This window comes from Bradyrhizobium lablabi (assembly GCF_900141755.1).
GTDB lineage: Bacteria > Pseudomonadota > Alphaproteobacteria > Rhizobiales > Xanthobacteraceae > Bradyrhizobium > Bradyrhizobium lablabi_A.
Map to the genome: position 1 here is coordinate 2,994,727 of NZ_LT670844.1, position 25,434 is coordinate 3,020,160.

Below are 25,434 nucleotides of genomic sequence, written 5' to 3' on the forward strand. Positions count from 1 at the left end.
GAGACGTCAGCGATAGAACCGAAAAGCCAGGGCGTACTGGATACCCGCTTTTCGCGGGTATGACAGTCGTTACTGGTTGAGCCAGCTTACGACGTCTTCACCGTATGAATGCCGCATTCGGACTTGGCGCGGCCACGCCAGCGGCCGGCGCGGGCGTCCTCGTCGGGCGAGGTCCGGCTGGTGCAAGGCATGCATCCGACCGATAGAAAGCCCGAGGCCGCGAGCGGATGCGGCGGCAGGTTTGCGCCCTTGAAAATCGCCTCGATCGCTTCGCGCGAGACGTTGGCGAACGGATTGAATTTCAGCCTGATGCCATCCTGCTCGACGACGGGAATATCGGCGCGCAGCCCGCCCTGAAAGCGCTTGCGCCCGTTGATCCAGGCGGCAAACGGTGCCAAGGCCCGCTTCAGCGGCTCGACTTTGCGGATCCGGCAGCAGGCATCGGGATCGGAGAACCACAATTCACGATCGGGATCTTCGCGAGACAGCGTCTCTTCCAGCGGCTTGATCGAGCGGACGTCGCGCAAGCCCAACTTTTCGATCAGCGTGTCGCGATAGGCGAGCGTTTCCTCAAACAGCCATCCGGTGTCGAGAAACACCACCGGGATCGCCGGATCGACATCGGCCATCACCTTCAGTAGCGCCGCTGACTCCGTGCCGAACGAGGACACCAGCGCGAGACGCTCGCGGCCGACGGTCTTCAGGGCGGCGGCGATCACCTCCGAAGGCGATGCCCCGCGAAGCGCGCGATCGAGTTCCTCGGCCGGCGGCGAGGTAGGCGCGCCCGGGTCCGGCAACACTTGATGTGCAAGCGCACTCATGGATTGGCACTTTCCGAATGGCGCAGTTGCATCCGCCGGTGCAGCGCCGAGATGCGGCCATCGCCGGTCGGCTGATAGAACACCGAGTAGCGTTTTGCCGTCGCAGCGAACGCCTCGGCGTCGCTTTCCTTTTTCACTTCAAACGCGTCGAAGCCGGCGCGCAGCATGAACACGAATTGGTCGCGAAGCACCTGGCCGGTGGCGCGCAGCTCGCCCTTGAAGGCGTGGCGTTCCCGCAACAACCGCGCCTGGCTATAGGCGCGGCCATCGCGAAAATTCGGGAACACCAAGGCCACAACCGCAAGGCCGTCGAGATAGGGCACGAGATCGTCGACGTCGCGATTGTTCGGCCAGATCACGCCGGTGCGGCCGGCGCGCCGCGACAGCGCCTCGGCGTCTTCGAGAAACCGTGCGGCCGAAATCAGGATCGCGCCATCGAGGGGAATCTCGGCGTCATCGGCGACATGGACGAACGCGTCGGTTACGATTTTACCGTTCTTAACGAGTGGCATAGACACGCTCCCTGAAAGGTTCGACGCCGAGCCGCTTTACCGTATCGATGAAAAGCTCATCGGGTCGCTCGCGCAGCGCAAGATAGGCTTCGACGATATCCTCGACGACGTCGGCGACTTCGCCGTAGGGCACCGCCGGCCCGATCAAGGTGCCGACCGCGGCGTTTTCGTCGGCGCGGCCGCCGATCGTGATCTGGTAAAATTCCTCGCCGTTCTTCTCGACGCCCAGAATTCCGATGTGGCCGACGTGATGATGGCCGCAGGCGTTGATGCAGCCGGAGATGTTGATGTGCAGCCGCCCGATCAGATTGGCGGTCTCGTGGTTGGCGAAACGCCGCGTCAGTTCCTGCGCGATCGGTATCGAGCGCGCGTTCGCCAGCGCGCAATAATCGAGGCCCGGGCAGGCGATGATGTCGGAGACCAGATTGACGTTCGGGGTCGCAAGGCCGGCCTTGTCGAGCGCCTTCCACAGCGCCGGCAGGTCGCGCCGCGCGACATGGGGCAGCACCAGGTTCTGTTCGTGACCGACCCGAATTTCGCCGAAGGAATATTTGTCGGCGAGATCGGCGACCGCATCCATCTGATCGGCGGTGGCGTCACCGGGCGGTCCACCGACCGGCTTCAGCGACAATGTCACGATCGCATAGCCCGGAACCTTGTGGAGGAACACCGAATTCTTGCGCCACGCCTCGAAATGCGGATCGTGCGCAGCCTTCTTCAGTTCCTCCGGCATGTGCGGCAGCTTCTCGTAAGCCGGATAGGTGAAGCGCGAGCGGATGTCCTCGACCATGGCATCGTCCAGCGTCAGCGCGCTGTCGCGCATCGCCTGCCACTCGTCCTCGACTTCCTGGGCAAATTTCTCGATGCCGAGCTCGTGCACCAGGATCTTGATGCGGGCCTTGTAGATGTTGTCGCGCCGGCCGTACTGGTTATAGACGCGCAGTATCGCCTCGACATAGCTCAGGAGATCGCGGCCCGGCACGAATGATTTTATCGTTTTGCCGATGAACGGGGTGCGGCCGAGGCCGCCGCCGACCAGCACTTCAAAACCGGTTTCGCCGTCGGCATTCTTGTGCAGGCGCAAGCCGATGTCGTGCACTTTTATGGCGGTGCGATCGTGCTCGGACGCGGTGATGGCGAATTTGAACTTGCGCGGCAGGAACGAGAATTCCGGGTGCAGTGTCGAATATTGCCGCAGCAATTCCGCCCAGATGCGCGGGTCTTCGATTTCGCCCGGCGCGACGCCGGCCCACTGGTCGGAAGTGATGTTGCGGGTGCAGTTGCCGCTGGTCTGCATGGCGTGGATGCCGACTTCGGCCAAATCGGCCAGCGCGTCCGGCAGTTCGGCGAGCTTGATCCAGTTGAACTGGATGTTCTGGCGCGTCGTGAAGTGGCCGTAGCCGCGATCGTAGCGCCGCGCCACATGGGCGAGCCGGCGCATCTGCTCCGACGACAGCGTGCCGTAGGGGATGGCGACGCGGAACATATAGGCGTGCAACTGCAGATAAACGCCGTTCATTAGCCGCAGCGACTTGAATTCGTCCTCGGTGAGTTCGCCGGAAAGACGCCGCTTTACCTGATCGCGAAACTCAGAGACGCGCTCGTTGATCAGCGTGCGGTCGATTTCATCATATGCGTACATGGACTTAAAAACCTTACGCCGGAACCGGCAGCTCGATGGTGACGCCCTGGCGGCGGATTTGTTCGCGCAGATTGCCGGGCTCGATCTTGCCGCCGTCCTTGATTTCGACCGGCGCGATATAGGCGCCGATGGCGCCGACATCGTCGGCGACCGATTCGGAAAGCAGCTCTCGCGCCTCATCCGCGGCGCGGACGATCGCGGCATCGGACAAATCGGTCGACCAGCCTTTTGCGGCCGTGCGGTAGATCACGACGCCGTCCCAGGTGCGGTTGGCGGTGACGATGGAGGGGCCGGTGATCTTGATTTTTTGTTGCAGCGGGGAGGTCATTCGGCAGCTACCTGAAAATAAGAGGCCAGTTGAGCGAGGTTTTGGTGGCGCCATGGCGCGGAGTGCGCGACCACATCGCCGATGATGAGAATGGCGGGACCGCCGTCGATCTTTGCGACCAGGTCCGGCAATTGATCGAGCGTGCCAACGGAAGCTTGCGCGTCCGGCCGCGTCACCCGCGCGAATACCCCGACCGGGGTTTGAGGCGAGCGCCCGGCGGCCAACAGACCAGCGCGGACCGATGGCGCCGCGGTCATGCCCATGTAGACGACGACCGTCATCTTCTCGTCAGTCAGTGTCGACCAGTCAACGGTCTGGGCGTCCCTGGCCTTGTGCGCGGTGAGGAAGGTGATGCGCAGAGCCTCGTGGCGGAAAGTGAGCGGCACTTCGAATTGCGCGGCAGCGCCAAGGCCTGCGCTAATTCCGGGAACCGCCGAATAGGCGACGCCGGCCTCGCGCAATGCTTCGATTTCCTCGCCGCCGCGGCCAAACACAAAGGGATCGCCGCCCTTCAGCCGCACCACGCGCTGGCCTGACTTCGCAGCTTCGATCATCAGTTTGTTGATGGCGTCCTGGCCGATGCCGGGTTTACCGACGCGGCGGCCGACGGCGATGCGCGCGGCATCGCGGCGCGCGCGATCGAGAATTTCCGGCGACACCAACTCATCGTAGAACACGACGTCAGCGTCCTGCAGCGCGCGCAGCGCTTTAATCGTGAGCAAATCCGGATCGCCCGGACCTGCGCCGACCAGCGTCACCCGGCCGTCGGCCTGACCGGACGCGGACGCGCCGGCAAAGGCCGAGGGATCGGCGATGTCTTTCAGCGCCGCTTCAGCATCACTGCTGCGCCCGCCGAGCACCAGGGCGCCGATCGGGCCGTCGACGACGCGCTCCCAGAAACGACGCCGCAGCGCGAACTCGGGAATGCGGCCATGGATGGTCTTGCGCCAACGGCCGATGAAATTTGCGAGATCGCCGATGCGCGCGGGCAGCGCCGCTTCGATGCGCTCGCGGACGCGCCGTGCCACCACCGGCGAGGCGCCGCCGGTGCCGACGGCGATAACGACGTCGCCGCGATCGACGATCGCGGGAAAGATGAAGGTCGAATGCGCGAGGTCGTCCATCACGTTCACGGGGACGCCGACCGCCTTCGCGCGCGCCGACATCGCAGGTCCAACCTCGCCCGCGCCGGCACAGAGGATCGCAATCACGCCGGAAAGCTCGGCGGCGAGTGGGTCGCCATGGGCAAGCTCAACCCGCGAGGCGTCTTCCGTAGAGAGCCCGCTCACATCATGATCGCCGTCGGTTGCGTACCAGCGGACACGCGCCCCCGCGGCCGCCAACAGGCGCAGCTTCGCCCGCGCCAGGTCGCCGGCGCCCACGAGAAGCACTGGACCGGTGCGCAGATCGAGAAATACCGGCAGGAATCGCATGCGATACTCGCTTCCCCAACTTCTGGGGTTGACTGGAATTATTTTCTATATATGTGTCTTTCAACGCCCGCAAAGAGAAAATTATTTCTTCTCTATTGCAATGCAACTATAGAATTTTCGCCTCTCAAGTCCAAGGGTCAGAGATGCATCTTCTCGACAATAATTCCGCTGGCGACCGGTTGCTCAGGGCGGATCTGCCCGAGGGCTCGGTGGCGACGAAAATTTCCACCCATCCGCGCTTCGAGCCGCCGACGATGGACCATCTCGACGCGCTGGAAGCGCAGAGCATTTACATATTCCGCGAAGCCTTCGCGCGGCTCAAGAAGCTCGCTCTGCTGTGGTCGCTGGGCAAGGACTCCAACGTGATGATCTGGCTGGCGCGCAAGGCCTTCTTCGGCCGCGTGCCGTTCCCCGCATTGCATGTCGATACCGGCAAGAAGTTTCCGGAGATGTATGCATTCCGCGATCGCTACGGCAAGGAATGGGAGCTCGATCTTCGGATCGAACCCTGCCCGCCGCTGGAGACCATCGATCCGACCCTGCCGCCGGCGGCGCGATCCGCTGCGCGCAAGACTGAAGGGTTAAAGCTCGCGCTCGCCAAATATGGTTTTGACGGATTGATCGCCGGCATCCGCCGCGACGAGGAAGCGACCCGCGCCAAGGAGCGCGTGTTCTCGCCGCGCGGCACTGAAGGCGGATGGGACGTGCGCGATCAGCCGCCGGAATTCTGGGACCAGTTCAACGCCTCGCCGCCATCAGGCGCGCATTTGCGCGTTCATCCGATCCTGCATTGGACCGAGGCCGACATCTGGGCCTACACTCAGCGCGAGAACATCCCGATCATCCCGCTTTACCTCGCCAAAGACGGCAAGCGCTATCGCTCGCTGGGCGATCAGGACATCACCAATCCTGTGGTCTCGAACGCTTCCAGCATCGAGGAAATCCTGATCGAGCTCGACGGCACCAAGGTGCCGGAGCGCGCCGGGCGCGCGCTCGATCACGAAACCGAAGACGCTTTTGAGCGGCTGCGCGTCGCCGGCTATCTTTGAACGGATAAAGAAGTTGAGTGCCCAGATGAACATGATCGTCCCATCAAGCGTATCGTCGACGCCGAACGGCACCACGCGTCCGCAAGTCCGCATCGTCATTGTCGGCCATGTCGATCATGGCAAGTCGACGCTGGTCGGACGCCTGCTGCACGAGACCGGCAGCCTGCCCGAGGGCAAGCTCGAGATGCTCAAGGCGGTCAGCGCGCGTCGCGGCATGCCGTTCGAATGGTCGTTTCTTCTCGACGCGCTGCAGACCGAGCGCGACCAGGGCATCACCATCGACACCACGCAAATCAGATTCCGCACCCGCTCCCGCGACGTCGTGCTGATCGACGCCCCCGGCCACGCCGAATTCCTGCGCAACATGATCACCGGCGCCTCGCAGGCCGACGGCGCCGTCCTGATCATCGACGCGCTGGAAGGCGTGCGCGACCAGACCCGGCGCCACGGCTATCTCCTGCATCTGCTCGGGGTCAAACAGGTCGCGGTTGTCGTCAACAAGATGGACCGGGTTGATTTCAGCGCGGCGCGCTTTAACGCGATCAGCAAGGAGATTTCCGCGCATCTGACAAGCCTTGGCGTCACGCCCGCGGCGGTGATCCCGATTTCGGCGCGCGATGGTGACGGCGTTGCCGAGCGCACGGCGAAAATTGCCTGGTACAAGGGACCGACCGTGGTCGAGGCGCTCGATGCGCTCGAGCCAGCGCGTCCGCTGGAACAACTTGCGCTGCGGCTGCCGGTGCAGGCGATCTACAAATTCGATGACCGCCGCATTGTCGCGGGCCGCGTCGAATCCGGAAGCCTCAGTGCCGGCGACGAGATCGTCATCATGCCCGCGGGCAAGATTGCCAAGATCAGGACTGTCGAGAGCTGGCCGGTGACGCCGGTCAGGGGACGCCAGGGCGCGGGCCGTTCGGTCGGCATCACGCTCGATCGCGAATTGTTCATCGAGCGCGGCGACGTCATTGGGCATGTCGGAACCAGTCCGCGCGATACCAGCCGGATCCGCGCGCGCATTTTCTGGCTGCACGACAAGCCGCTGGCAAAAGGTGACTCGATTTTGGTCCGCCTCGGCACGCGGGAAACCCGCGCCACCGTGGTCGCGATAGAGAAGGCGGTCGATCCCGGCGAATTGTCGAGCGTCGAGACAAAGTCGATCGCGCGCAACCATGTCGGCGAGATCGACATCTCGCTGGCGCATCCTATGGCCGCCGATCCCTATACGGAAAATCCGCGCACCGGGCGTCTGGTGATCGAGGTCAATGGTCGCATTGCCGGCGGCGGGCTGGTGCTGTCGGTCGATGCCGGACAGCGCGCCATTCCCGTCGATATCGTGCCGGTGGAATCGGCGCTCCGTCCCGACGAGCGCTCGGCGCGCTATCACCACAATGGCGCGGTGGTCTGGCTGACGGGATTGCCGGGCTCCGGAAAATCGACCTTGGCGCGCGCGCTGGAGCGCCGGCTGTTCGGCAATGGCGGCTCGCCGATCCTGCTGGACGGCGATACGCTACGCGCCGGGCTCAATGGCGATCTCGGTTTTTCAGCCAGCGATCGCACCGAGAACATCCGCCGGCTCGCCGAAGTCGCCACCCATCTTGCGCGCAACGGTCACATCGCGATTGTCGCCGCGGTGTCGCCGTCGCGGGAAGATCGGGCCGCGGCGCGCCGCATCGCCGACGATCTGTTCCGCGAAATCTATGTCGCGACGCCTGCCGAAGTGTGTGAGAGCCGCGATCCCAAGGGCCATTACGCCAAGGCGCGCGCCGGCACGCTCAATGGGTTTACCGGCATCGGCAATGATTACCAGCCGCCGACATCGAGCGAATTGATCATCGACACCTCGACGCGCCCGGTTGCGGAGGCGACCGACGAGATCGAGCGGATGCTGGCGAAATCTGGCATTCTGTTCGACGAACTGGTGGACCTCGCGGCCAATATCTAAGGTTTTGTTGCACGCCTTTGTTATGGGCAATTCGGCGTCGCCCATAGCGTTTTCGAGCGAAGTGGGTACCGTTTCGCGTGAAGAAAACGCGTCAAACAAAGACTTAGAGCCCTTCTCACAACCCCGGCTTTAGCGCTAAAAGGGCATTGAACATGCCCTTTGCGGGGCTGTTTTGCCGTTTGTCCCCCTGAAAGCCGCGGCCTAGCCGGCGGTTTCCGTTAAGAAAAATCCCATCATGAATCGCATCGAAGCCCACGGATTGAAGATCGCCCCCGTTCTGTTCGACTTCATCGCCAAGGAAGCGACCCCGAAAACCGGAATTTCCCCTGACGCGTTCTGGGCTGGCGTTGCCGCCATCATCCGCGATCTCGGGCCGAAAAACCGCGAGCTGCTGGCGGTCCGCGACGCCCTACAGACAAAGATCGACGATTGGCACCGCGCCCACAAGGGCAAGCCGTTCGACATGAATGCCTACACGGCGTTCCTCAAGGAGATCGGCTATCTCTTGCCGGAGCCGCCGACCCGGAAGGTCGAGACCGCCAATGTCGACGAGGAAATCAGCAAGATCTGCGGACCGCAACTGGTCGTGCCCCTCACCAATGCGCGTTATGCGCTCAACGCCGCCAACGCGCGCTGGGGCAGTCTTTACGACGCGTTCTACGGCACCGACGCGATCCCGCATGATCCCAGTGAAAGCGGCAAGGGATACAACAAGGCGCGCGGCGACAAGGTGATCGCGAAGGCAAAAGCGTTTCTCGATTCCGCGGTGCCGCTCGCGACCGCGAGCCACACCGACGTGACTTCCTACAGCGTCATCGCCGGGCAGCTTGCAGTCAAACTGAAAAGCGGCAACGCCACCGCGCTGAAATCGAACGCGCAATTCGCGGGCTTTCAGGGCGATGCTTCGGCTCCCTCGGCGATCCTCTTGGTCAACAACGGCATGCACATCGAGATCAGGATCGACCGCGGCCACATCATCGGCAAGGATGATCCGGCCGGCGTCGCCGATATGATCCTGGAATCGGCGGTCTCGACCATTCTCGACATGGAAGACAGCGTCGCGGCGGTCGATGCCGAAGACAAGGTTTTGGTCTATCGCAATACGCTCGGCCTGATGAACGGAACCTTGTCGGCCGATTTCGAAAAGGGCGGCAAGACGCTCAAGCGCGCGCTCAACCCCGACCGCGTCTACAAGACGACGGACGGCAAGGAACTCACGCTGCATGGGCGCAGTCTTTTGTTGATGCGCAATGTCGGTCATCACATGTTCACCGATGCGGTGCTCGACGAGACGGGCGCCGAAATTCCGGAAGGCCTGCTGGATGCCGCCGTCGCCGGCCTGCTTGGGCTCCACGATCTCAAGGGCACTTCGAAGCTGCGCAACAGCCGCACCGGATCGATCTACATCGTCAAGCCGAAGATGCACGGCCCCGACGAGGTGGCGCTGACCTGCGAATTGTTCGGCGGGGTCGAGAAAATGTTGGGGCTGCCCGAGAACACCATGAAGGTCGGCATCATGGACGAGGAGCGCCGCACCACGGTAAACCTCAAGGCCTGCATCCAGAATGCGCTGGAGCGCATCATGTTCATCAATACCGGCTTCCTCGACCGCACCGGCGATGAGATCCACACCTCGATGGAAGCGGGTCCGATGATCCGCAAGAACGACATGAAGGCGCAGCCCTGGATCAAGGCCTATGAAGACTGGAACGTCGACATCGGCCTGATCGACGGCCTGCCCGGGCATGCCCAGATCGGCAAGGGCATGTGGGCCGCGCCCGACAAGATGGCCGACATGCTGGCGCAGAAGATCGCGCATCCGCAGGCCGGCGCCACCACCGCCTGGGTGCCGTCGCCGACCGCGGCGACCTTGCACGCGCTGCATTATCACCAGGTCAACGTGCTGGCGCGGCAGCAGGAGCTGGCGAAGAATGGTCCGCGTGCGAAACTTTCCGACATCCTCACCATCCCGGTGTCGCAGTCGAACTGGGCGCCGGTCGATGTGAGGCAGGAGATCGACAACAACTGCCAGGGCATTTTGGGCTATGTCGTGCGCTGGATCGACCAGGGCGTCGGCTGCTCCAAGGTGCCCGACATCCACGACGTCGGCCTGATGGAAGACCGCGCCACCTTGCGGATCTCGAGCCAGCATCTGGCGAACTGGCTGCATCAGGGCGTCATCACCAGGGAACAGGTGATGGAGTCGCTGAAGCGGATGGCGGTCGTGGTCGACAAGCAGAATGCAGGCGATCCGCTGTACCGGCCGATGGCGCCTTCGTTCGACGGAGTTGCCTTCAAGGCCGCGTGCGATCTGATCTTCAAGGGGCGCGAGCAGCCAAACGGCTACACCGAATACATCCTCACCGCGCGCCGCAGGGAAGCCAAGGCGGCGGGCTAGAGTTCCGTCGGAACGTTCGAACTGCGCAATCGTTGATTTGCCATCAACGCAAGAGGAGATGGCGAATGGATTGGAACCGGGTCGAAGGCAACTGGAAACAGTTCAAGGGCAAGGCCAAGGAGAAGTGGGGCAAGCTCACCGACGACGATCTCAACGTGATCGAGGGCCGCCGCGAGCAGCTCGAAGGCAAGCTGCAGCAGCGCTACGGTTTTGCCAAGGACCAGATTCACAAAGACGTCGATGACTGGTTCAGGACGCTGAAGTAATTTTGCGGCACTGAACGAACGAAAAGCCCCGGCAAAATGCCGGGGCTTTTTTGTTCGTCATTGCGAGCCAACGGGTCGGCGCGAAGCGCCGCCCGATGACAGGCTCCGCGAAGCAATCCATAGCGCGGCAATGGGGAAAGCTGGATTGCTTCGTCGCGGAGCCTGTCATCGGGCGCGCGTTCGCGCGACCCGTTGGCTCCTCGCAATGACGAGAAGCTAAAACACCGCGATGTATTTCAACAGCGAAATCACGCCGAGGATGATGACGACGACACGCGCGATTTGCTTGGCGCGGCCATCGAGCGGCAACATGTTGATCAAGTACAGAACGAGAATGATGACGAGAAACGTGATGAGTACGCTGACAAGCATCCGAAATCCCCCTGACCACGTGAGATGCGAAATTAGGCGTTTGTTAACGCGTGTCGGGCTGGTCGGTTCCAATGGAGGAACCGGCGGCTGCCGCGGCGAAGCCGCCTTCCGCCGCCACCGTAGAATTACGGGTTAACACACTGTCTAAATCTTTACCTTTATTGGCCTAACTACGTGAGACTGGGGGCCAATTATGCTGAATCGCTTGACCGTTGGTGCGCTGCTCAAGGCCGTCATCCTGACAACCGCCTTCTGCATTGTCATCGGATTCTCACTCAACGCCTGGGAATCCTGGGGGCGCCTGCAGGTGACGAGCCGCATCGCGGTGATCGCGGATGCGTCGGCCGACCTGTTCAAGGCCATGCACAACCTGCGCACCGATCGATCGACCACCACGAGGCTCCTGAACTCCGATGCTCCCGTCGACAGCGAGGTCGACAAATATCTGCGCAGCGTTCGCGACGCGCAGATGCCCGCGATGGCCAATGCGCTGACGCTGCTGCCCTCCATCGAATTCGCCCAGCAGCAGACGCTGGTTCCGGAGCTCGACCGCCTGTTCAAGACGCTGACCGCGGAGCAGAAGGAATTCTGGGAGGAAATGAGCAAGCCGAAGGGCTCCCGCCGTGCGGCGCTGCCCAAGGAATACATGGAAACGACGGGCGCGTTGCTCGAGACGCTCGACAAATTGTCCGCCGCACTTGCCGCCGCGGTCAACCATCAGGATCCGGTGATCGACCAGTTGCTGGCGATCAAGCAGATCGCCTGGCTGCTCCGCAACACCGCCGGCGAGGCGTCGCTGCTGGTTTCGCAATCGATCACCGCTGGACAGCTGTCGCCGGAAGCCCAGGTGAAATATCTGAAATTCGTCGGCGGCATCGATATCGCATGGAACGCGCTGCAATTGACGGCCGCGGGAATGAAATTGCCGCCGGCGCTTGCCGCCGCGATCGACGCCAACAAGACCGCCTATTTCGAACCGGAATACGTCGCCCTGCGCGATCGCCTGATAGCGACGCTGATGAGTGGCGGCAAGCCCGAATTGACCGCCAACCAGTGGACCCCGATCACGGTCGGCCGGCTCAGCGCCGCAGTCAAGGTTGCCGAGACCGCGCTTGATGCGGCCAAGGACCAGACCGCCGTCCAGCACGCATCCGCGCTGCGTTCGCTGGTGGTGCAGCTCACGCTGCTGGCCGTAGCGCTTGGTTTGACCTTCGGCGCCATGATGATGGTCACCCGCCGCGTCATCACGCCGCTGCACAACATGCGCGACGCCATGCTGAAGGTGGCCGCGGGCGATCTTGCCGTCGACACCGGATACACCGCCCGCCGCGACGAGATCGGGGCGCTTGCCGGCGCGCTCGAAACCTTCAAGCAGCAGGCGACCGACAAGCTGCGGATCGAAGCGCAGGAGCGCGAGCGCAATGCCGGCGCCGCCGCGCGCCAAAAGGCGATCGAGGCTTATGTCGGCGATTTCGAGGGCATGGTTCGCCAATCCCTGCAGCAATTGGGCGACGCCTCGAACCAGATGCGGACGACCTCCTCCGGTCTGTCGGCGGTATCGCGCCAGACCAACGAGCGCGTCCAGGTCGCCGAGAAGGCCTCCGGCGAGGCCTCGATGAGCGTCGAAACGGTTGCCGCCGCGTCGGAGGAATTGAGCGCATCGATCAACGATATCAGCCAGCAGGCGGCGCATGCGGCCGGCATCGCCAGCCGCGCGGTCAGCCAGGCGCGGGAAACCGACGGCACGGTGCAGGGGCTGGCAAAGTCCGCGGGACGGATCGGCGAAGTCGTCGGCCTGATCAACACCATCGCCGCGCAGACGAATCTCTTGGCGCTGAATGCGACCATCGAGGCGGCACGCGCCGGTGAAGCCGGCCGCGGCTTTGCCGTGGTGGCGTCGGAGGTCAAATCGCTGGCCAGCCAAACCGCGAAAGCGACCGAGGAGATTTCCGAGCAGATCGCCGACATCCAAAAGGTCGCCGGCGACGCCATCGACGCCATCAAGGGCATCGGCAGCATCATCGGCGAGGTCAACGAGGTCGCGACCGCAATCGCAGCCGCCGTGCAGGAGCAGGGCGCCGCCACTCAAGAGATCACCCGCAGCACGCAATTCGCAGCCCAAGGCACCAAGAACGTCTCCGAGAATATCACCGGCGTCAAAACCGATGCCGATGCAGCAGCCGCGGCGGCGGAGGACGTCAAGCACGCCTCGCAGACGCTGGAAACGCAGAGCCAGCAACTGGGCAACCAGGTGACGGACTTCCTCGGCAAGATCCGCGCGGCGTAACCCTACGTCGTCCCTGCTTTCGCAGCGACGACGATTATTCCCGAGCCACCACCGGCACGCGTTGATAGCGCGCGCGGATCCGTTCCGATGCGGGCGAGAAATTCAACGACGCGCCGCGCTTGTCGGCGACGCGCCCGGCGGCCATCAGCGCTCCATCGGCGCCCACGACGATGTCGCCCTTGCGCAGGGTCGGATCGTCCTCGATTTTGACCGGCGCCAGCCCCATCTGGTCATGGCCGTTGCAGGTGCATCCCGCAACGATCTCGCTGCGATAGCGAAACGCGTTCGGCAATTCGGAATATGGTTTTCCGTTCTCGGTTGCGGCGTCATCGATATTGCTGCCGTAGACGATCTCGGTTTTGCTGGCCGGGCAGAAATTATTGCAGGAAGCCGCCCGGCTCTGGCTATCGGAAGCGACAATCGGGAAATAGCGCCCGTCGCAGGTGCGCACGCAATAGGCCTGACCACCGGACCAGGCGCGCGGGCGTACATCGATGGGCGGCGCCAGCGGGCCGCCATCATTGGCGAATGGCATCGAGATCACCGGCGGCCGGCGGCCGAAGGCGCCGAACAGCGCCGAGAAGAAGTCTTCGGCATGCGCGACCTGCGCCAAGGCCGAGGCGCCCAAAACCGCCGCGACACCCAGCGCGACCTTTCCGCCTGATCTCCTGATCATCCTGGTCCCCGCCAAACTCTAGTAAAGCGCCGAGGTCGAGACGTTCATCGCCTGACGGCCCGTGGGCAGCGCGGTCACGGCCGGGCGCGGCGCCACCGGGTGAACAGTGGCCGTCCCGCGCGCCTCAAGCCGCGGCGCATTCTTCGGCAGCACCACGACCTTGGTGCCGACGCCGACGCGGCTGAAGAGATCAGCGACGTCTTCATTGGTCATGCGGATGCAGCCCGAGGAGACGAACTTGCCGATGGTGGTGGGATCGTTGGTGCCGTGAATGCGATATTGGCTCGAGCCGAGATACATCGCCCGCGCGCCCAGCGGATTACCCGGCCCGCCGGCGACGAAGCGCGGCAGATAAGGCTGGCGCGCGATCATCTCCGACGGCGGATACCAATCCGGCCACTCGGCCTTGCGGCTGATGGTCTGCACGCCGGCCCAGGTGAATCCCTCGCGGCCGACGCCGACGCCATAGCGAATGGCCTTGCCCTGGCTCAGCACGTAATAAAGCGCGGTATTGGGGGTATCGATGATGACGGTACCGGGCGCTTCGGTGGTGTTGTAGGTGACCGTTGTGCGCCGCAGCCGCTCCGGCAGCACGCTGGTGGTGCCGTCGCCTTCGTCGGTCAGCGCCGGCGAGGCTGGCGCGAACCCATTGGCCGAGGGAAATGCACTCTGCGGTGCAGATGCGTAGCCGAGAATTTGCGCATTCGCCGCGTCCGAGAAGATTACGGGCGAAAGCAACAATGCGGCGCCGACCACCAGCGCGCCTGTCGCGCGCAGCGAAAGAGTGCTGATACCTGAGATATTCTGTGTCATGAGCTGCCCCGTTGGATATGCATCACGGTGATGCTCTGCGGCGAACCAACGTCACCGGGGCTCCTCGGTTCCATCGCGACTCGAACCGAGCACGGGCCTGTCAAGCTGGCCGCCCTCACGTTTCCGCGATGGAACTTTTGCAAGGTGCGCAAGTTGAGCGGTCCGGAGCCAAGGGTGAAACATTGCGTATCCTTCCCGTCGAAGCGGCCGGCACACCACTGTCTGAGAGCAATGCCGAACAACCGCCGCTGATCCGACGCGCGGAGGCGGTTGCGTTCGCGCTGGTGGCGCTGCTTCTGATCTGCGTCGTCGCGGTGCTCTACGTCGCCAAGGGGTTCTTCCTCCCGGTGGTGGCCGCCTTCATTGTCGGCACCATGCTGTCGCCGGCCGCCGGATTTCTGGAGCGGCATCGCATTCCCCGCGCCGTATCGGCGGTGCTGATCGTGAGCGCGGTCTGCGCCGGGGTTACCTTCATTGTCGGCCTGATCTCCTCGCCGCTGATGGAATGGAGCACGCATCTGCCGGAGCTCGGCGCGCGGCTGCGGGACAAACTGCATGTGTTCGACCGCCCGCTGGTGCTGTGGCAGGAATTGCAGAACATGCTCGGCGTCTCGGAATCGCTTCCAGCCGCGCCGTTTCAGCTGCCGAAATTCGACTGGGTGCAGCCGACCGTGGAATTCCTCTCGCCCACCTTCACCGAATTCCTGCTGTTCTTCGCGACCCTGGTCCTGTTCATCGCGAGCTGGCGCGACCTGCGCCGCACGCTGATCATGAATTTCGCCGAACATGACGCGCGTCTGCGCACGTTGCGGATCCTCAACGAGATCGAGGGCCAGCTCGGCGGCTATCTGCTCATGGTCACCGCGATCAATCTCGGTGTCGGCGCCGCCACCGGCATCATCTGCGCGCTCACCGGCATGCCAAATCCGGCCGGGCTCGGCGCGCTCGCCGCGACCTTGAATTTCTTTCCGATCATCGGCCCGGTCGCGATGTTCGTGACGCTGACGGTGGTCGGCGTGATCAGCTTCTCGACGCTCAGCGCCGGCCTGATCGCGCCGCTGGCCTTTGTCGGGCTGACGTTTCTCGAGGGTCATTTTGTCACACCCACCATCATCGGCCGCAGGCTGGAGCTCAACGCGCTCGCGGTGTTCATGGCGCTCGCATTCTGGACCTGGCTGTGGGGCCCGATGGGCGGCTTTCTGTCGTCGCCGCTCTTGATCGTGGCGCTCATTCTCAAAGAGCATCTTTTTCCGGTGCATTCGCCGCAGTTGCCGCCGGACTGATTGCGTTTCGTCAACGCGGGCGACTTGCGAAGGCGGAGGAAGTGGCCTGCGGAACTTCCGGCACAGGGGAACGTTTCTCCCAATGCAATTCCAGTTTCAGGGAGCTTTTGATGTCCAGTACCAATGGCGAACTCGGAATGAAGGATATCGTGGACAAAGCGACCTACGATCGTCTCGAAAAGGATGTAACAGCCGTGAAGAACGATATTTCAGCTCTGACCGATCAGATCACCGACGTGCTCAACTCCTTCGCCGGCACCGCAAAGAAGCAGGCGCGCCAGGGCTACAAGCAGGCCCGGGCCAATGTCGATTCGGCTGTCGACGACCTCTCGGAGCGCGGCGGCGCGGCACTCGATGCCGCGCAGGACGCCGCGATGTCGATCGAGGAGACCCTGGAAGACATCATCACGCAACGCCCGCTGGCGACTGTTGCCATCGCGCTCGGCCTCGGTTTTCTGATCGGCGCGGCGTGGCGGCGTTAAAGGCTGCCGAAGCGATATTTTGATCTGAAGAGCGGCGCGAACGCGCCGTCTCTATGTTTGAGAGCATTACTTTAGAGCGAGGCGTCGATGTTTGCGCGCTTGATCGATGATTTCAAGGACAGGACCGGGACGGCGTTGCGGCTGACCTCGCTCGCGGCGATGGCGGCCTTCACTTTGCTTATCGCGATCGCGTTTCTCTTCGCCGCGGGTTTTGTCTGGACGCTCCGGACCTACGGCCCGATCGCAGCCTGCGTGGCGGCAGGGTGCATCTTCCTTGTCCTCGCCCTCATCATGATGGGCGTCTACCTCTCGCGCAAACGTCAGATCGAGGCCCGCGCCGCGGCGCGAACCAAATCGGCGTTGCAGACCGCGCTTACCGATCCGATGGTGGTGGCGGCCGGTCTTCAAATGGTCCGCGCCATCGGCGTCAAGAAACTGATCCCGATCCTGGCGGTCGCCGGCCTGGCGCTGGGATTGATGGCGAGCCGCAACACTGATTCCGCCGGCGATCAGGCGCCGGCGGAGTGAGCTGGGAGCGCGGAGGCTTGTAGCCCGGGTGAAGCGAAGCGAAACCCGGGACCCCACCCTCAAGCAACGAAGGCCCCGGGTTACGCTTCGCTGCACCCGGGCTACGGATTCATTTTTCAAACAGCCGCAGCTTCGCGATCTCGCCGCACGTTTTGCGCGAGGTTTGCAAGAACATTCCGCCCTCTGAGATCCGAGGGCGCAGGGAATGCCGGGCGCCCGATGCGCCCGATAGCCGCGTGTGCAATGGTAGTGGTAGAGCGCACACGCGTTAGTCAGGTCACACCGGAATCACCCGGCATCCCCCGCGCAATGGTTTTACGGCTTATATCGTGCTCTCCCCGGTGAGCCGGGCTTTCTTGCCACCGTCATCGGCGGAATTACTTCCGCCAACTTGACACCAGCGTCGGGGTGTCAGGACCACACGACTTCGCCGTCCGCAAGTCAGCGCTCTCGTCAATAGCGCCGCCCGCGTCCACCGCATCCCGCCCCGCGTCCGTGACGATCGCGAGCCGCCCCTCTGTGGGACGAGACGGCGGGGGATATAGAGGTGATTTGGGGTAAGCGCGAAGCGGCATATTTTTGCAAAGGGGACTGGACGACCCAAATCAGCCTGAAGTTGTTCACGAATTTTCTGTTTTGGCGCACGGCCGTTACGGCACTCAATTCGTCATCACCGGGCTTGACCCGGTGATCCAGCGGCTTCGGAAAAGTTCTTTTCGAAGCGTGATGGATTGCCGGGTCAGGCCCGGCAATGACAGGAGGGGAAACGGCTCAGGTCACGCAGCGGCCGGGCTGCAGTTGTTTTGCAACTTCTGTCAGCACGCTGACCACGGGTTCGCAGGCGACCGTCGGCTTGCGGGCGCCGGACGATTTGGTCACGAACGGCGGCCGCGCCATGCTGCGGGCCACGGAGGCGACTGGTACCCGGATAAGAAACGACGTCGCGGCAAACCCGTCCAGCCGCAGCGAAACGGTCCGCGTCGGCATCGCCTGCCCCGCCGCGCGAACGGCACGGTCGGCCTTGGCTTCGCGATTGATGCTGGCCTCGGGCTCACCAAAACCCTGCAGAAAATTTGCCTGAAGCGTGGGCAGATCGCGGCCCGACGCGAACTGGACGGCGCCGAACGTCAACGCGATGGCGCTCGCGCCCAGAATTCCCTTGGAAATTCCTCTGGAGAGCTGTGACATGTTCGGTTTACCCCTCGCCCCATTGGCGATCAGGGACACAACGCGAACAGACGATGGCGGTTCTCTGAACCGTGATCACTTAACCGTGTGCAAAAAATTTTGAAAAATATTTGGGAGCGCGGGAACGACTCCGGGGGGTTCTGCGTCATCCCAGCAGCCGGTTATCCCCCCTGCCCCATTGACCGGCGATGTAGGGCGCGACTGTGGTGATGCCAGTCGCGCCCTGCTTTTTTATGGCAAAAGCAATCTAAAGCAATCTGCTGTGTACGAGCCCTGTGGCTGGTGCCGTTACAGCGAAAGTCCGGCGCGCCGCAAAGCGCGCCGGACTTTTTCAATGCCGCCGCTGGCTCAGCTCGCCGCCGCCCTCGGCGTGCGGTTGCGGGAGTTGCGCTGGAAGAACAGCGCCTGGCTTGCGACCGCCGAAACCATCGCCGGCTGGAACGGCTTTGAGATCAGGAACGCCGGCTCGGGGCGTTCGCCGGTCAGGAAGCGCTCGGGATAGGCGGTGATGAACACCACCGGGACCTCGAACACCCGCAGCAATTCGTTGACGGCATCTAACCCCGAGCTGCCGTCGGCGAGCTGGATGTCGGCCAGGATCAGGCCCGGCCGCTTGTTCTTGGCGAGCGCGACGGCGTCGGTATGGGTGCGGGCGACGCCGATCACGTTGTGACCGAGGTTCCGGACCAGGCTCTCCAGATCCATCGCAATAAAAGTCTCGTCCTCGATGATCAGCACATCGGTCGCGATCTCGGCGGCCATTTCCCGGCCCGCGGCGTCGGCGAGTTTACGGGTCTCGGCGATGTCGGTGCCGAGAATGAAGGCCACCTCCTCCTCCGAGAAGCCTTCCAGCGACAGCAGCAGGAAGGCCTGGCGCGGTAACGGGGTGATGTTCGACAGCCGCCGCTCCGGCGGCATCGGCAACGTCGCCACGTCGGCATTGTCGTTGACGGCAACCGAATTCCAAATCTGGGTAAACAGCCGGAACAGCCCGGCGCGCGGTCCGTGCCGCTCGTCGAGCAGCGACGGATCCTGAAGCAGCGCCTCAAGCATGGCTCCGACATAGGCGTCGCCGGACGCCTGGTTTCCCGTCAAGGCGCGGGCATAGCGCCGCAACAACGGTAAGTGTTCAGCAACGAGCTGTGATCGGGACATCCCCACTCCGTCATTTCCTAAGGGTCAGAAACATCACGTTGGGGCGACCCGGTTCCCCCTGGTGTGCCTATTTACGCGTGAACCGCATAAAAGTTCCCGCCTCCAGGAACTTTATCGTCCGGCTCGAATTAGTCCCCCTACAGTTGATGCCGTGGCAGAGCTTCAGATTCAAAGATAACTCTTGAAGTTACAATGGCTTAACTCTCGGGGAAACGTGGAACATGTCATGAAAGATGTAAAGTCTCAAGCCAGCAAGAATGCGGCACCGGGCAAGCAGGGCGGCCTCAATGCCGAAATTCAATCAAGGATCGGCCACCAGCTCCGCGCCATGTATGACGATGTCGTGCGCCAGGGCGTGCCGGATCGTTTCGCGGAGCTGATCCGCAAGCTTGATGTTCCCAAGCCCGATACCCAAGTGGAAGATACGGGCGATCAAACAATCAAGAATGACGGGAGGGACTAATGCCTCTCACAGACTCGCTTCGCGACGACATCTTGGCGTCGGTGCCCAGCCTGCGCGCGTTTGCCATCTCGCTCTCCGGCAACGGCGATCGCGCCGACGACCTGGTGCAGGAGACGCTGCTCCGCGCGCTGGCCAATATCGACTCGTTCCAGCCCGGCAGTAATCTCGCGGCATGGCTGTTCACGATCCTGCGCAATCTGTTCCGCTCGGACTACCGCAAGCGGCGGCGCGAGGTCGAGGACGCCGATGGCAGCTATGCCAAGACGCTGAAAACCCAGCCGGCGCAAAGCGCGCATCTGGAGTTCGAGGAGTTTCGCGCAGCACTGGACAAGCTGCCGCAGGACCAGCGCGAAGCCCTGATCCTGGTCGGCGCCTCCGGCTTTTCCTATGAGGACGCCGCGGCCATTTGCGGCTGCGCCGTCGGCACCATCAAGAGCCGCGTCAACCGCGCGCGCTCAAAGCTCTCGGCGCTGCTCTATGTCGATGGCGCCGAGGATTTCGGCCCCGATGAAACCGTGCGCGCCGTGATCGGCGGCAGCGGCTGATAGGACCCACATTCCGTCATTGCGAGGAGCAAGGCGACGAAGCAATCCAGCTTGCTTCGCGGCCATGGATTGCTTCGCCGAGGGTCGCAATGACCTCTTCTTACCTCGCCCCGCTTGCGGGGAGAGGTCGAAATTCTCGCGTAGCGAGAATTTCGGGTGACCATCCGCGCGTTCGGTGTTCGCGGAGGCAGCCCCTCACCCCGACCCTCTCCCCGCAAGAGCGGGGCGAGGGAGAAGGGACGAGGAGCAAGGCGACGAAGCAATCCAGCTTGCTTCGGGGCCGTGGATTGTTTCGCTGAGGGTCGCAATGACGGATTCACGCCGTTGTCGTCCCTGCGAAAGCAGGGACCCATAGCCACCGGCGCGCGTGGTGAGGTCAGCTGGTCGCTCCAGCTTTTCAAACGTCGAATATCGGTGGTTATGGGTCCCTGCCTTCGCAGGGACGACGGCTGATGATGTGTAGCTACCGCCCCGCCCGCGGCGGGGCGGAAAATTGTTCGGTGCGGTCGCGCTCGGTCATGTCGATCACGGTCTCCATCGGCGCGGTGAGTTCGTAGACGTAAGAGACGTCGGTGAAATACCGCTTCGAGACCCCGCCGAGCGCCTCCGGCGCGACGCGGTCGAGCAGGATGACGCCGAAATCGCTGTCTTCGCGGCGGGTCGCGGCGCTGGTGTTGAACTCCTCCCAGCGAAAATGAAAAATCGTGTCGGGGTCCTCCCCGTTCACTTCCCAATGCGCGACGATATGCGGGTGCTTGCCGACCAGCGACAACCCCTCGTCGGAATGCGACGCCAATTCGAAGAACAACAGCGACAGGCTTTGCGCGGCGCGCGCGCTCACCGCGATATCCGGACCGCTCACCGCGATGCGCTCGGCATGCGGGATCGCGCGCGCCTCGAACAGGCCTTTCAGTTTCACGCCCTGCCACTGGCTTTCGCTCAACAGCGAGACCACGTTCGACATCGCATGGATGCGGCCGATCAAGAGTTCGCGCGCGACGTCGATGTCGGAGCCATGGCGCAGCGTGCGCGTCACGATCGACTGGATCACCGCGAGGATGTTTTTCACCCGGTGATTGAGCTCGTCGATCACGGCGGTGAGCCGGCGCTCGAAGCCGATACGCACCTGGATCTCGCGGCTGAGCCGCAGATTGTTGTAGGCGACATAGCCGAACAATCCGCAGACGATGCCGGTCAGTGCCAACCCGATCGCCGCCACCACGGCCGCAGTCTCCTCCGCCCGCTTCACCGCATTGGTCTTGGCGTAATAGCCGAGCTGCCAGTCGCGGCCGCCGAACGTCACCGTCCGCGTCATCGAGGGCGGCGGCCCTTCCTGCGAAGCAGTTCGCGCGGTGACGATGCCCTGGTCGTTGGCGATCAATTCACCATTCGGGCTGCGCGGATCCTTCAGCACCACCGAGAACAGCGAGAAATCGTCATTCGCCAGCATCAGCGGCGCCAGTTCATAGGAGAACGTGACAAAACCCGCCGGCTGCGTCGCGCCCTCCTGAAGCACGGGCGCGGCCAGCACCACGCCGACCGGCCCGTTCGACCGCAATAGCGGGAGCGGGTCGGACGCGACCGGCTTACCCTCGATCATCGCCTGGGTCAGCATCGGCCCGAGGATCGGATGCTGATCGAGCGCGCGGCCCGCGGATGCCATCGTCTCGGCGTTGCGCGGTTCGACGTCCATCAAGACATCGATCGGCTGATTGAGCGCGCGCGTATCCTGCGGTTTATCGTCGTAATTACGGATGGTCGGGTTGGGAAATCCGGCGCTCAGGAGCTCCGTGCGGGCCGCGTCCAGCTCGTTCGGCTTGAGCCGCGCGACCCAGCTTGCGACCACAAAATCGGTCTTGAAGGCATAGATCGAGGCGCGCAGCGGCTGCAGCATATTGGCCTTGATCACCGATGGCGCCCGAAACAGGCCGGAGGCGACGCGGGCGAGCAACTCGCGCTCGGTCAAGCGGTCCTGGACCAGGCTGGCATGGATGTCGATCGCGCGCGCCAGGGCGATGCCGTCGACCGTCAGCTCCTGATCGTGGACCCGGAACGCCGCAAGCCCGGAGAGCAGAACTCCGATGAACGCGATAAAGCCGATGATGAAACCAAGCCGAACCACTCGCTTGCTCAAATCATGCGAAGTTGGCGAAAAGGAAGTAGCAGCATCTTGGGTCCGCCGGGGCGGCAACAAACCGATACAGGATGGAAATCAACCGTCAGGGATATTGGAGGAGCGATCATTCGTACGCAACTGCGGTTGATGGAGAAGCTTAATAGAGCGGGCCAGGGGGCTTAATCTGGCGAGGACCGGAGAATGCTAATCGCGGTAAATCGATTTGGTTCCGGCGGAGCGCAAAAAGGCTATTATTTTGCCCCGATCGAGCGTCGCGGGGAAAAGAGTGTTAACACCGGAGCGCGCGGATTACTCCGCGTTAACGAATGGGTGAGCTTGCCGTTTAGCTCGCTTTGGCCTTTGCCCCGTCCTTGGCCTGCGAACGCAGCCCGCCCTTGTCCTCGATGAAGCCGACAATGCGCTCCAGCCCCTCGCTCTTGCGCAAATTGGTCATCACGAAGGGCCGTTCGCCGCGCATCCTTCTCGCGTCGGTATCCATCTTTTCCAGCGAGGCGCCTACATGCGGCGCGAGGTCGATCTTGTTGATGACCAAGAGGTCGGAGCGGGTGATGCCGGGGCCGCCTTTGGAGGGGATCTTGTCGCCGGCGGCGACATCGATGACATAGATCGTGAGGTCGGCAAGCTCCGGCGAGAAGGTGGCGGCAAGATTGTCGCCGCCGGATTCGATCAGCACCAGATCGAGATCGGGAAATTTCGCGCGCATGTCGGCGACCGCGGCGAGATTCATCGAGGCGTCCTCGCGGATCGCGGTGTGCGGGCAGCCGCCGGTCTCGACACCGGCAATGCGATCCGGTGTCAGCGACCCCGAGCGCACCAGAAATTCCGCATCCCATTTGGTGTAGATGTCGTTGGTGATCGCGGCGATATCGTAGCGCGCCCGCATCGTCTTGCAGAGCAGGTCCATCAGCGCCGTCTTGCCCGATCCGACGGGGCCACCGATGCCGACGCGAAGCGGGCCGTGGGGGTTGGACATTTCAGTTGCTCTTTCCATTATCGTCGTCCCTGCGAACGCGGGGACCCATACCGCGTGATCTATCAATGAAGCGGCGTGGTCGACGCCTTTTGCAACAATTAGCGCCGGTGGTTATCGGTCCCCGCTTTCGCGGGGACGACGGATTGATAGATGACATCATGACCGGAACAACCTGGTATATTGCGTCTCGTGCCGCAGGCTCGCGAGATCGGCGCGAAAATTGGCGCTGCCGAGATCATCCAACGATGCATCGAGCGCGCGTCTGGCGGTTGCGGCGACGACCGGCTCGAGCCGGGCCAGCACGCGCTGGCTGTCGGTTTGTCCCAATGGAACGAGCCGGCTACCTGCAGAGATCCAGTTCGATGTCAGCGCGTGAAGGAAGGCGTGCAGCGTGGATGCGAGCGGGATTTTGTGCGCGGCGCTGACGAGACCGACTGCGACGGGATAGACGAGCACCTCGCCAGCCGCAATCATTTGCTCGAGGCCGTCGCAATTCCATGCCGCGCGCGCGATCTCGATGAAGGCGCGTCCCTGCGAGGACGTCTCGAGCTGCCGCTCGCGCGAGGGCACGAAGGCGGCCGCGAGTTCGGCGATGTCGCGAAGGGCTCCGTCGTCACCAGATGACGCGGCGCGGTGCGCCTGCGCCAAAAACACGCCATCGCAAAATCCGGACCCGTCTGACAGCATCGATGACAGCCAATCCCGCAGTGACGAAGCGTCGACGATATCGCCGGCTTCCACCGCCCATTCGATGCCACTGGAATAGGAGAACGCGCCGACCGGAAAGGCCGGCGATAGAAAGGTCATCAACCGAAAAAGCGCCGCGGCCTCGCTTTCGCTCAGGCCATCCCGGTCGTCGATCGGTGGCTTACTTGTGGTCATGAGCATGGGAATGGCCGTGATTGTCGTGGTCGCAATGCTCGTCGTGGTGATGATGATCGTGGTGCTGATGATCGTCATGGTGATGATGATGATCGCCATGGTCATGCGACGAATGATCGTGCGATGCATGATCATGACCCGCGTGCTGGTGCGGGTCGCTTTCACCGGCGTGCGCGTGGCCGCCGGCGTAGGCGCCGCCTTCGGGATCGAACGGCGCCTCGATCTCGATCACGCGCGCGCCGAGGCCTTTCACCATCGCTTCGATGACGTGGTCGCGCCGGATGCGCAGGCCTTTTGCCATGATCTGCGTCGGCAGATGACGGTTGCCGAGATGCCAGGCCAGACGGACCAGATGCTGCGGGTCGGCCCCCCTGATCTCGATCAACGGCTCCGGCGCCGCCACCACCTCGATCAGCCGGCCATCTTCCAGCACCAGCGCGTCGCCGCCGCGCAGCGCGACGGCGTTTTCAAGGTCGAGCAGGAATTCAAGTCCGCGCGTGCCGCTCATCGCCATCCGCCGCCGGTGCCGGTCGTCGAAATCCAGCACGACGGTGTCGGCCGGGGCTTCCGTCCAGCGATGCTGACCATGGACCTTGGTTGCGCGGATCATGTGCTTATAGCTTCTCGACCTTGCCGTCGCTGATGATCTCGATCACCGTCGGCGACACTTTTAGCGGCGCGGAATATTCGCGCCACACCTTCATATGCGGGGCGCGGCCATGCGCGTTGAGGTCCTCGCGGCTCTCCCAGCGCTCGACCACGACGAACAGATTGGGATCGTGGATGCTGGTGTGGCTGTCATAGGAAAGGCAGCCCTTTTCCTTACGGGTGGCGGCGACGCATTCCTTGGCGCCCTTGATGAAGGCATCCCGCGCCTCCGGCTTTACCTGCGAGGTGGCGACGACATAGATCATGGTGTTTCTCCCGGTTGGTTTTCTTGATTAGCGGACATCAACTTTTTCCGGCGTGATGATCTCGATCTTCGGCGGTGCGGCAAAACAGTTCACGGCGGTCCGGCCAAACGTTTTCATATGCTCGGCGGCGCGGTGCGGCACCAGCGCTTCGGCGTTTTCCCATTGCTCGACGAACACCATCTTGGTCGGATCGGTGACGCTTTCATGCATGTCATAGGCGATATTGCCGGGTTCCTTGCGGGTCTCCTTGATGCACGCGGTCGCGGCCGCGATGAATTCGGCGCGCGTCTCAGGCTTCACGGTCAGCGTGGCAACGACGTAAATCACGAAAGTCCTCCCGGCTAT

At 63.0% G+C, this 25,434-nt stretch carries 26 protein-coding genes; 10 read left to right on the forward strand and 16 right to left on the reverse strand.

Annotated elements, in window-relative coordinates; translation table 11 throughout:
* Window positions 1–86: 86 nt before the first annotated feature.
* The 5 genes from B5526_RS13950 to cysG are packed head-to-tail and all read right to left on the reverse strand — an operon-like array spanning window position 87 to window position 4,736.
* Window positions 87–821: a phosphoadenylyl-sulfate reductase gene (locus tag B5526_RS13950; protein WP_079538807.1), complete on the reverse strand. Its 735-nt coding sequence runs from the start codon at window positions 819–821 to the stop codon at window positions 87–89.
* Entirely contained in the window at window positions 818–1,333 is a 516-nt protein-coding gene (locus B5526_RS13955) for a DUF934 domain-containing protein (RefSeq protein ID WP_079538809.1), read from the reverse strand. Before B5526_RS13955 ends, B5526_RS13950 begins: the two co-directional genes overlap by 4 nt.
* A complete protein-coding gene (locus B5526_RS13960) occupies window positions 1,320–2,975 on the reverse strand; it encodes a nitrite/sulfite reductase (RefSeq protein WP_079538811.1) in 1,656 nt (551 codons plus the stop codon). Before B5526_RS13960 ends, B5526_RS13955 begins: the two co-directional genes overlap by 14 nt.
* A 13-nt stretch (window positions 2,976–2,988) precedes the next feature.
* Window positions 2,989–3,303, reverse strand: a complete 315-nt coding sequence (locus tag B5526_RS13965) for a DUF2849 domain-containing protein (RefSeq protein ID WP_079538812.1) — start codon at window positions 3,301–3,303, stop codon at window positions 2,989–2,991.
* Entirely contained in the window at window positions 3,300–4,736 is a 1,437-nt protein-coding gene (gene cysG, locus B5526_RS13970; protein WP_079538814.1) for a siroheme synthase CysG, read from the reverse strand. The genes B5526_RS13965 and cysG overlap by 4 nt, the downstream gene beginning before the upstream one ends.
* A gap of 254 nt (window positions 4,737–4,990) precedes the next feature.
* Here cysG and cysD point away from each other — a divergent pair, with 254 nt between their 5' ends.
* The 4 genes from cysD to B5526_RS13990 all read left to right on the forward strand — a co-directional run bounded on the left by cysD (window position 4,991) and on the right by B5526_RS13990 (window position 10,391).
* Window positions 4,991–5,785, forward strand: coding sequence for a sulfate adenylyltransferase subunit CysD (gene cysD / locus B5526_RS13975; protein ID WP_079544989.1), 795 nt, complete (start codon window positions 4,991–4,993; stop codon window positions 5,783–5,785).
* A 25-nt stretch (window positions 5,786–5,810) separates the two neighbouring features.
* Window positions 5,811–7,727 carry an adenylyl-sulfate kinase gene (gene cysC / locus B5526_RS13980; RefSeq protein WP_079538815.1) on the forward strand — a complete coding sequence of 639 codons (1,917 nt, stop codon included), beginning with the start codon at window positions 5,811–5,813 and terminating at the stop codon, window positions 7,725–7,727.
* A gap of 235 nt (window positions 7,728–7,962) precedes the next feature.
* Window positions 7,963–10,125, forward strand: coding sequence for a malate synthase G (locus tag B5526_RS13985; RefSeq protein WP_079538817.1), 2,163 nt, complete (start codon window positions 7,963–7,965; stop codon window positions 10,123–10,125).
* Window positions 10,126–10,190: 65 nt separating this feature from the next.
* Entirely contained in the window at window positions 10,191–10,391 is a 201-nt protein-coding gene (locus B5526_RS13990; protein ID WP_079538818.1) for a CsbD family protein, read from the forward strand.
* A gap of 216 nt (window positions 10,392–10,607) precedes the next feature.
* Here the strand turns inward: B5526_RS13990 and B5526_RS37705 are convergent, their stop codons facing one another.
* Complete coding sequence (locus B5526_RS37705) at window positions 10,608–10,763, reverse strand: Thivi_2564 family membrane protein (RefSeq protein ID WP_154071304.1); 156 nt, start codon at window positions 10,761–10,763, stop codon at window positions 10,608–10,610.
* Between the two features lie 193 nt (window positions 10,764–10,956).
* On the opposite strand from B5526_RS37705, the gene B5526_RS13995 reads away from it, so the two are divergent.
* Window positions 10,957–13,050, forward strand: a complete 2,094-nt coding sequence (locus B5526_RS13995) for a methyl-accepting chemotaxis protein (RefSeq protein ID WP_079538820.1) — start codon at window positions 10,957–10,959, stop codon at window positions 13,048–13,050.
* A gap of 34 nt (window positions 13,051–13,084) precedes the next feature.
* Here the strand turns inward: B5526_RS13995 and B5526_RS14000 are convergent, their stop codons facing one another.
* Together B5526_RS14000 and B5526_RS14005 are read right to left on the reverse strand one after the other, a co-directional pair.
* Window positions 13,085–13,726, reverse strand: a complete 642-nt coding sequence (locus B5526_RS14000; RefSeq protein ID WP_079538821.1) for a DUF2865 domain-containing protein — start codon at window positions 13,724–13,726, stop codon at window positions 13,085–13,087.
* An 18-nt stretch (window positions 13,727–13,744) separates the two neighbouring features.
* Entirely contained in the window at window positions 13,745–14,539 is a 795-nt protein-coding gene (locus tag B5526_RS14005) for a L,D-transpeptidase (RefSeq protein WP_079538823.1), read from the reverse strand.
* Window positions 14,540–14,721: 182 nt separating this feature from the next.
* On the opposite strand from B5526_RS14005, the gene B5526_RS14010 reads away from it, so the two are divergent.
* The 3 genes from B5526_RS14010 (at window position 14,722) to B5526_RS14020 (ending at window position 16,832) form a co-directional block, all read left to right on the forward strand.
* A complete protein-coding gene (locus B5526_RS14010; protein WP_079544990.1) occupies window positions 14,722–15,822 on the forward strand; it encodes an AI-2E family transporter in 1,101 nt (366 codons plus the stop codon).
* Between the two features lie 110 nt (window positions 15,823–15,932).
* Window positions 15,933–16,304, forward strand: coding sequence for a DUF883 family protein (locus B5526_RS14015; RefSeq protein WP_079538824.1), 372 nt, complete (start codon window positions 15,933–15,935; stop codon window positions 16,302–16,304).
* 87 nt (window positions 16,305–16,391) lie between these two features.
* Entirely contained in the window at window positions 16,392–16,832 is a 441-nt protein-coding gene (locus B5526_RS14020) for a hypothetical protein (RefSeq protein WP_079538826.1), read from the forward strand.
* Window positions 16,833–17,603: 771 nt separating this feature from the next.
* On the opposite strand, the gene B5526_RS14025 is transcribed toward B5526_RS14020, so the two are convergent.
* Window positions 17,604–18,020: a hypothetical protein gene (locus B5526_RS14025; protein WP_079538827.1), complete on the reverse strand. Its 417-nt coding sequence runs from the start codon at window positions 18,018–18,020 to the stop codon at window positions 17,604–17,606.
* 348 nt (window positions 18,021–18,368) lie between these two features.
* A complete protein-coding gene (locus B5526_RS14030) occupies window positions 18,369–19,175 on the reverse strand; it encodes a response regulator (protein WP_079538829.1) in 807 nt (268 codons plus the stop codon).
* A gap of 226 nt (window positions 19,176–19,401) precedes the next feature.
* On the opposite strand from B5526_RS14030, the gene B5526_RS14035 reads away from it, so the two are divergent.
* Entirely contained in the window at window positions 19,402–19,638 is a 237-nt protein-coding gene (locus tag B5526_RS14035; protein ID WP_079538830.1) for a NepR family anti-sigma factor, read from the forward strand.
* The gene (locus B5526_RS14040; protein ID WP_079538832.1) at window positions 19,638–20,183 is read left to right on the forward strand and encodes a sigma-70 family RNA polymerase sigma factor; all 546 of its coding nucleotides are present in this window, start codon (window positions 19,638–19,640) and stop codon (window positions 20,181–20,183) included. The genes B5526_RS14035 and B5526_RS14040 overlap by 1 nt, the downstream gene beginning before the upstream one ends.
* A gap of 463 nt (window positions 20,184–20,646) precedes the next feature.
* Here B5526_RS14040 and B5526_RS14045 read toward each other — a convergent pair whose 3' ends face one another.
* The 6 genes from B5526_RS14045 to B5526_RS14070 all read right to left on the reverse strand — a co-directional run bounded on the left by B5526_RS14045 (window position 20,647) and on the right by B5526_RS14070 (window position 25,416).
* Window positions 20,647–22,305 (reverse strand): CHASE domain-containing protein, encoded by a 1,659-nt coding sequence (locus B5526_RS14045; RefSeq protein ID WP_079538833.1) that lies wholly within the window; start codon window positions 22,303–22,305, stop codon window positions 20,647–20,649.
* Window positions 22,306–22,642: 337 nt separating this feature from the next.
* A complete protein-coding gene (gene ureG, locus B5526_RS14050; protein WP_079538835.1) occupies window positions 22,643–23,293 on the reverse strand; it encodes an urease accessory protein UreG in 651 nt (216 codons plus the stop codon).
* 156 nt (window positions 23,294–23,449) lie between these two features.
* Window positions 23,450–24,181, reverse strand: coding sequence for an urease accessory protein UreF (locus B5526_RS14055; RefSeq protein ID WP_079538836.1), 732 nt, complete (start codon window positions 24,179–24,181; stop codon window positions 23,450–23,452).
* Complete coding sequence (locus B5526_RS14060; protein WP_079538838.1) at window positions 24,162–24,785, reverse strand: urease accessory protein UreE; 624 nt, start codon at window positions 24,783–24,785, stop codon at window positions 24,162–24,164. Before B5526_RS14060 ends, B5526_RS14055 begins: the two co-directional genes overlap by 20 nt.
* A 4-nt stretch (window positions 24,786–24,789) precedes the next feature.
* Window positions 24,790–25,089, reverse strand: a complete 300-nt coding sequence (locus B5526_RS14065) for a putative quinol monooxygenase (protein ID WP_079538840.1) — start codon at window positions 25,087–25,089, stop codon at window positions 24,790–24,792.
* Between the two features lie 27 nt (window positions 25,090–25,116).
* Window positions 25,117–25,416, reverse strand: coding sequence for a putative quinol monooxygenase (locus B5526_RS14070; protein WP_079538841.1), 300 nt, complete (start codon window positions 25,414–25,416; stop codon window positions 25,117–25,119).
* Window positions 25,417–25,434: the final 18 nt, after the last annotated feature.

Excerpts from the sequence above, each read along its gene's own strand:
- B5526_RS13950 (WP_079538807.1), bottom strand. The coding sequence starts at position 821 with ATGAGTGCGCTTGCACATCAAGTGTTGCCGGACCCGGGCGCGCCTACC.
- B5526_RS13955 (WP_079538809.1), bottom strand. The coding sequence starts at position 1,333 with ATGCCACTCGTTAAGAACGGTAAAATCGTAACCGACGCGTTCGTCCAT.
- B5526_RS13960 (WP_079538811.1), bottom strand. The coding sequence starts at position 2,975 with ATGTACGCATATGATGAAATCGACCGCACGCTGATCAACGAGCGCGTC.
- B5526_RS13965 (WP_079538812.1), bottom strand. The coding sequence starts at position 3,303 with ATGACCTCCCCGCTGCAACAAAAAATCAAGATCACCGGCCCCTCCATC.
- cysG (WP_079538814.1), bottom strand. The coding sequence starts at position 4,736 with ATGCGATTCCTGCCGGTATTTCTCGATCTGCGCACCGGTCCAGTGCTT.
- cysD (WP_079544989.1), top strand. The coding sequence starts at position 4,991 with ATGGACCATCTCGACGCGCTGGAAGCGCAGAGCATTTACATATTCCGC.
- cysC (WP_079538815.1), top strand. The coding sequence starts at position 5,811 with ATGAACATGATCGTCCCATCAAGCGTATCGTCGACGCCGAACGGCACC.
- B5526_RS13985 (WP_079538817.1), top strand. The coding sequence starts at position 7,963 with ATGAATCGCATCGAAGCCCACGGATTGAAGATCGCCCCCGTTCTGTTC.
- B5526_RS13990 (WP_079538818.1), top strand. The coding sequence starts at position 10,191 with ATGGATTGGAACCGGGTCGAAGGCAACTGGAAACAGTTCAAGGGCAAG.
- B5526_RS37705 (WP_154071304.1), bottom strand. The coding sequence starts at position 10,763 with ATGCTTGTCAGCGTACTCATCACGTTTCTCGTCATCATTCTCGTTCTG.
- B5526_RS13995 (WP_079538820.1), top strand. The coding sequence starts at position 10,957 with ATGCTGAATCGCTTGACCGTTGGTGCGCTGCTCAAGGCCGTCATCCTG.
- B5526_RS14000 (WP_079538821.1), bottom strand. The coding sequence starts at position 13,726 with ATGATCAGGAGATCAGGCGGAAAGGTCGCGCTGGGTGTCGCGGCGGTT.
- B5526_RS14005 (WP_079538823.1), bottom strand. The coding sequence starts at position 14,539 with ATGACACAGAATATCTCAGGTATCAGCACTCTTTCGCTGCGCGCGACA.
- B5526_RS14015 (WP_079538824.1), top strand. The coding sequence starts at position 15,933 with ATGTCCAGTACCAATGGCGAACTCGGAATGAAGGATATCGTGGACAAA.
- B5526_RS14020 (WP_079538826.1), top strand. The coding sequence starts at position 16,392 with ATGTTTGCGCGCTTGATCGATGATTTCAAGGACAGGACCGGGACGGCG.
- B5526_RS14025 (WP_079538827.1), bottom strand. The coding sequence starts at position 18,020 with ATGTCACAGCTCTCCAGAGGAATTTCCAAGGGAATTCTGGGCGCGAGC.
- B5526_RS14030 (WP_079538829.1), bottom strand. The coding sequence starts at position 19,175 with ATGTCCCGATCACAGCTCGTTGCTGAACACTTACCGTTGTTGCGGCGC.
- B5526_RS14035 (WP_079538830.1), top strand. The coding sequence starts at position 19,402 with ATGAAAGATGTAAAGTCTCAAGCCAGCAAGAATGCGGCACCGGGCAAG.
- B5526_RS14040 (WP_079538832.1), top strand. The coding sequence starts at position 19,638 with ATGCCTCTCACAGACTCGCTTCGCGACGACATCTTGGCGTCGGTGCCC.
- ureG (WP_079538835.1), bottom strand. The coding sequence starts at position 23,293 with ATGTCCAACCCCCACGGCCCGCTTCGCGTCGGCATCGGTGGCCCCGTC.
- B5526_RS14055 (WP_079538836.1), bottom strand. The coding sequence starts at position 24,181 with ATGCTCATGACCACAAGTAAGCCACCGATCGACGACCGGGATGGCCTG.
- B5526_RS14060 (WP_079538838.1), bottom strand. The coding sequence starts at position 24,785 with ATGATCCGCGCAACCAAGGTCCATGGTCAGCATCGCTGGACGGAAGCC.
- B5526_RS14065 (WP_079538840.1), bottom strand. The coding sequence starts at position 25,089 with ATGATCTATGTCGTCGCCACCTCGCAGGTAAAGCCGGAGGCGCGGGAT.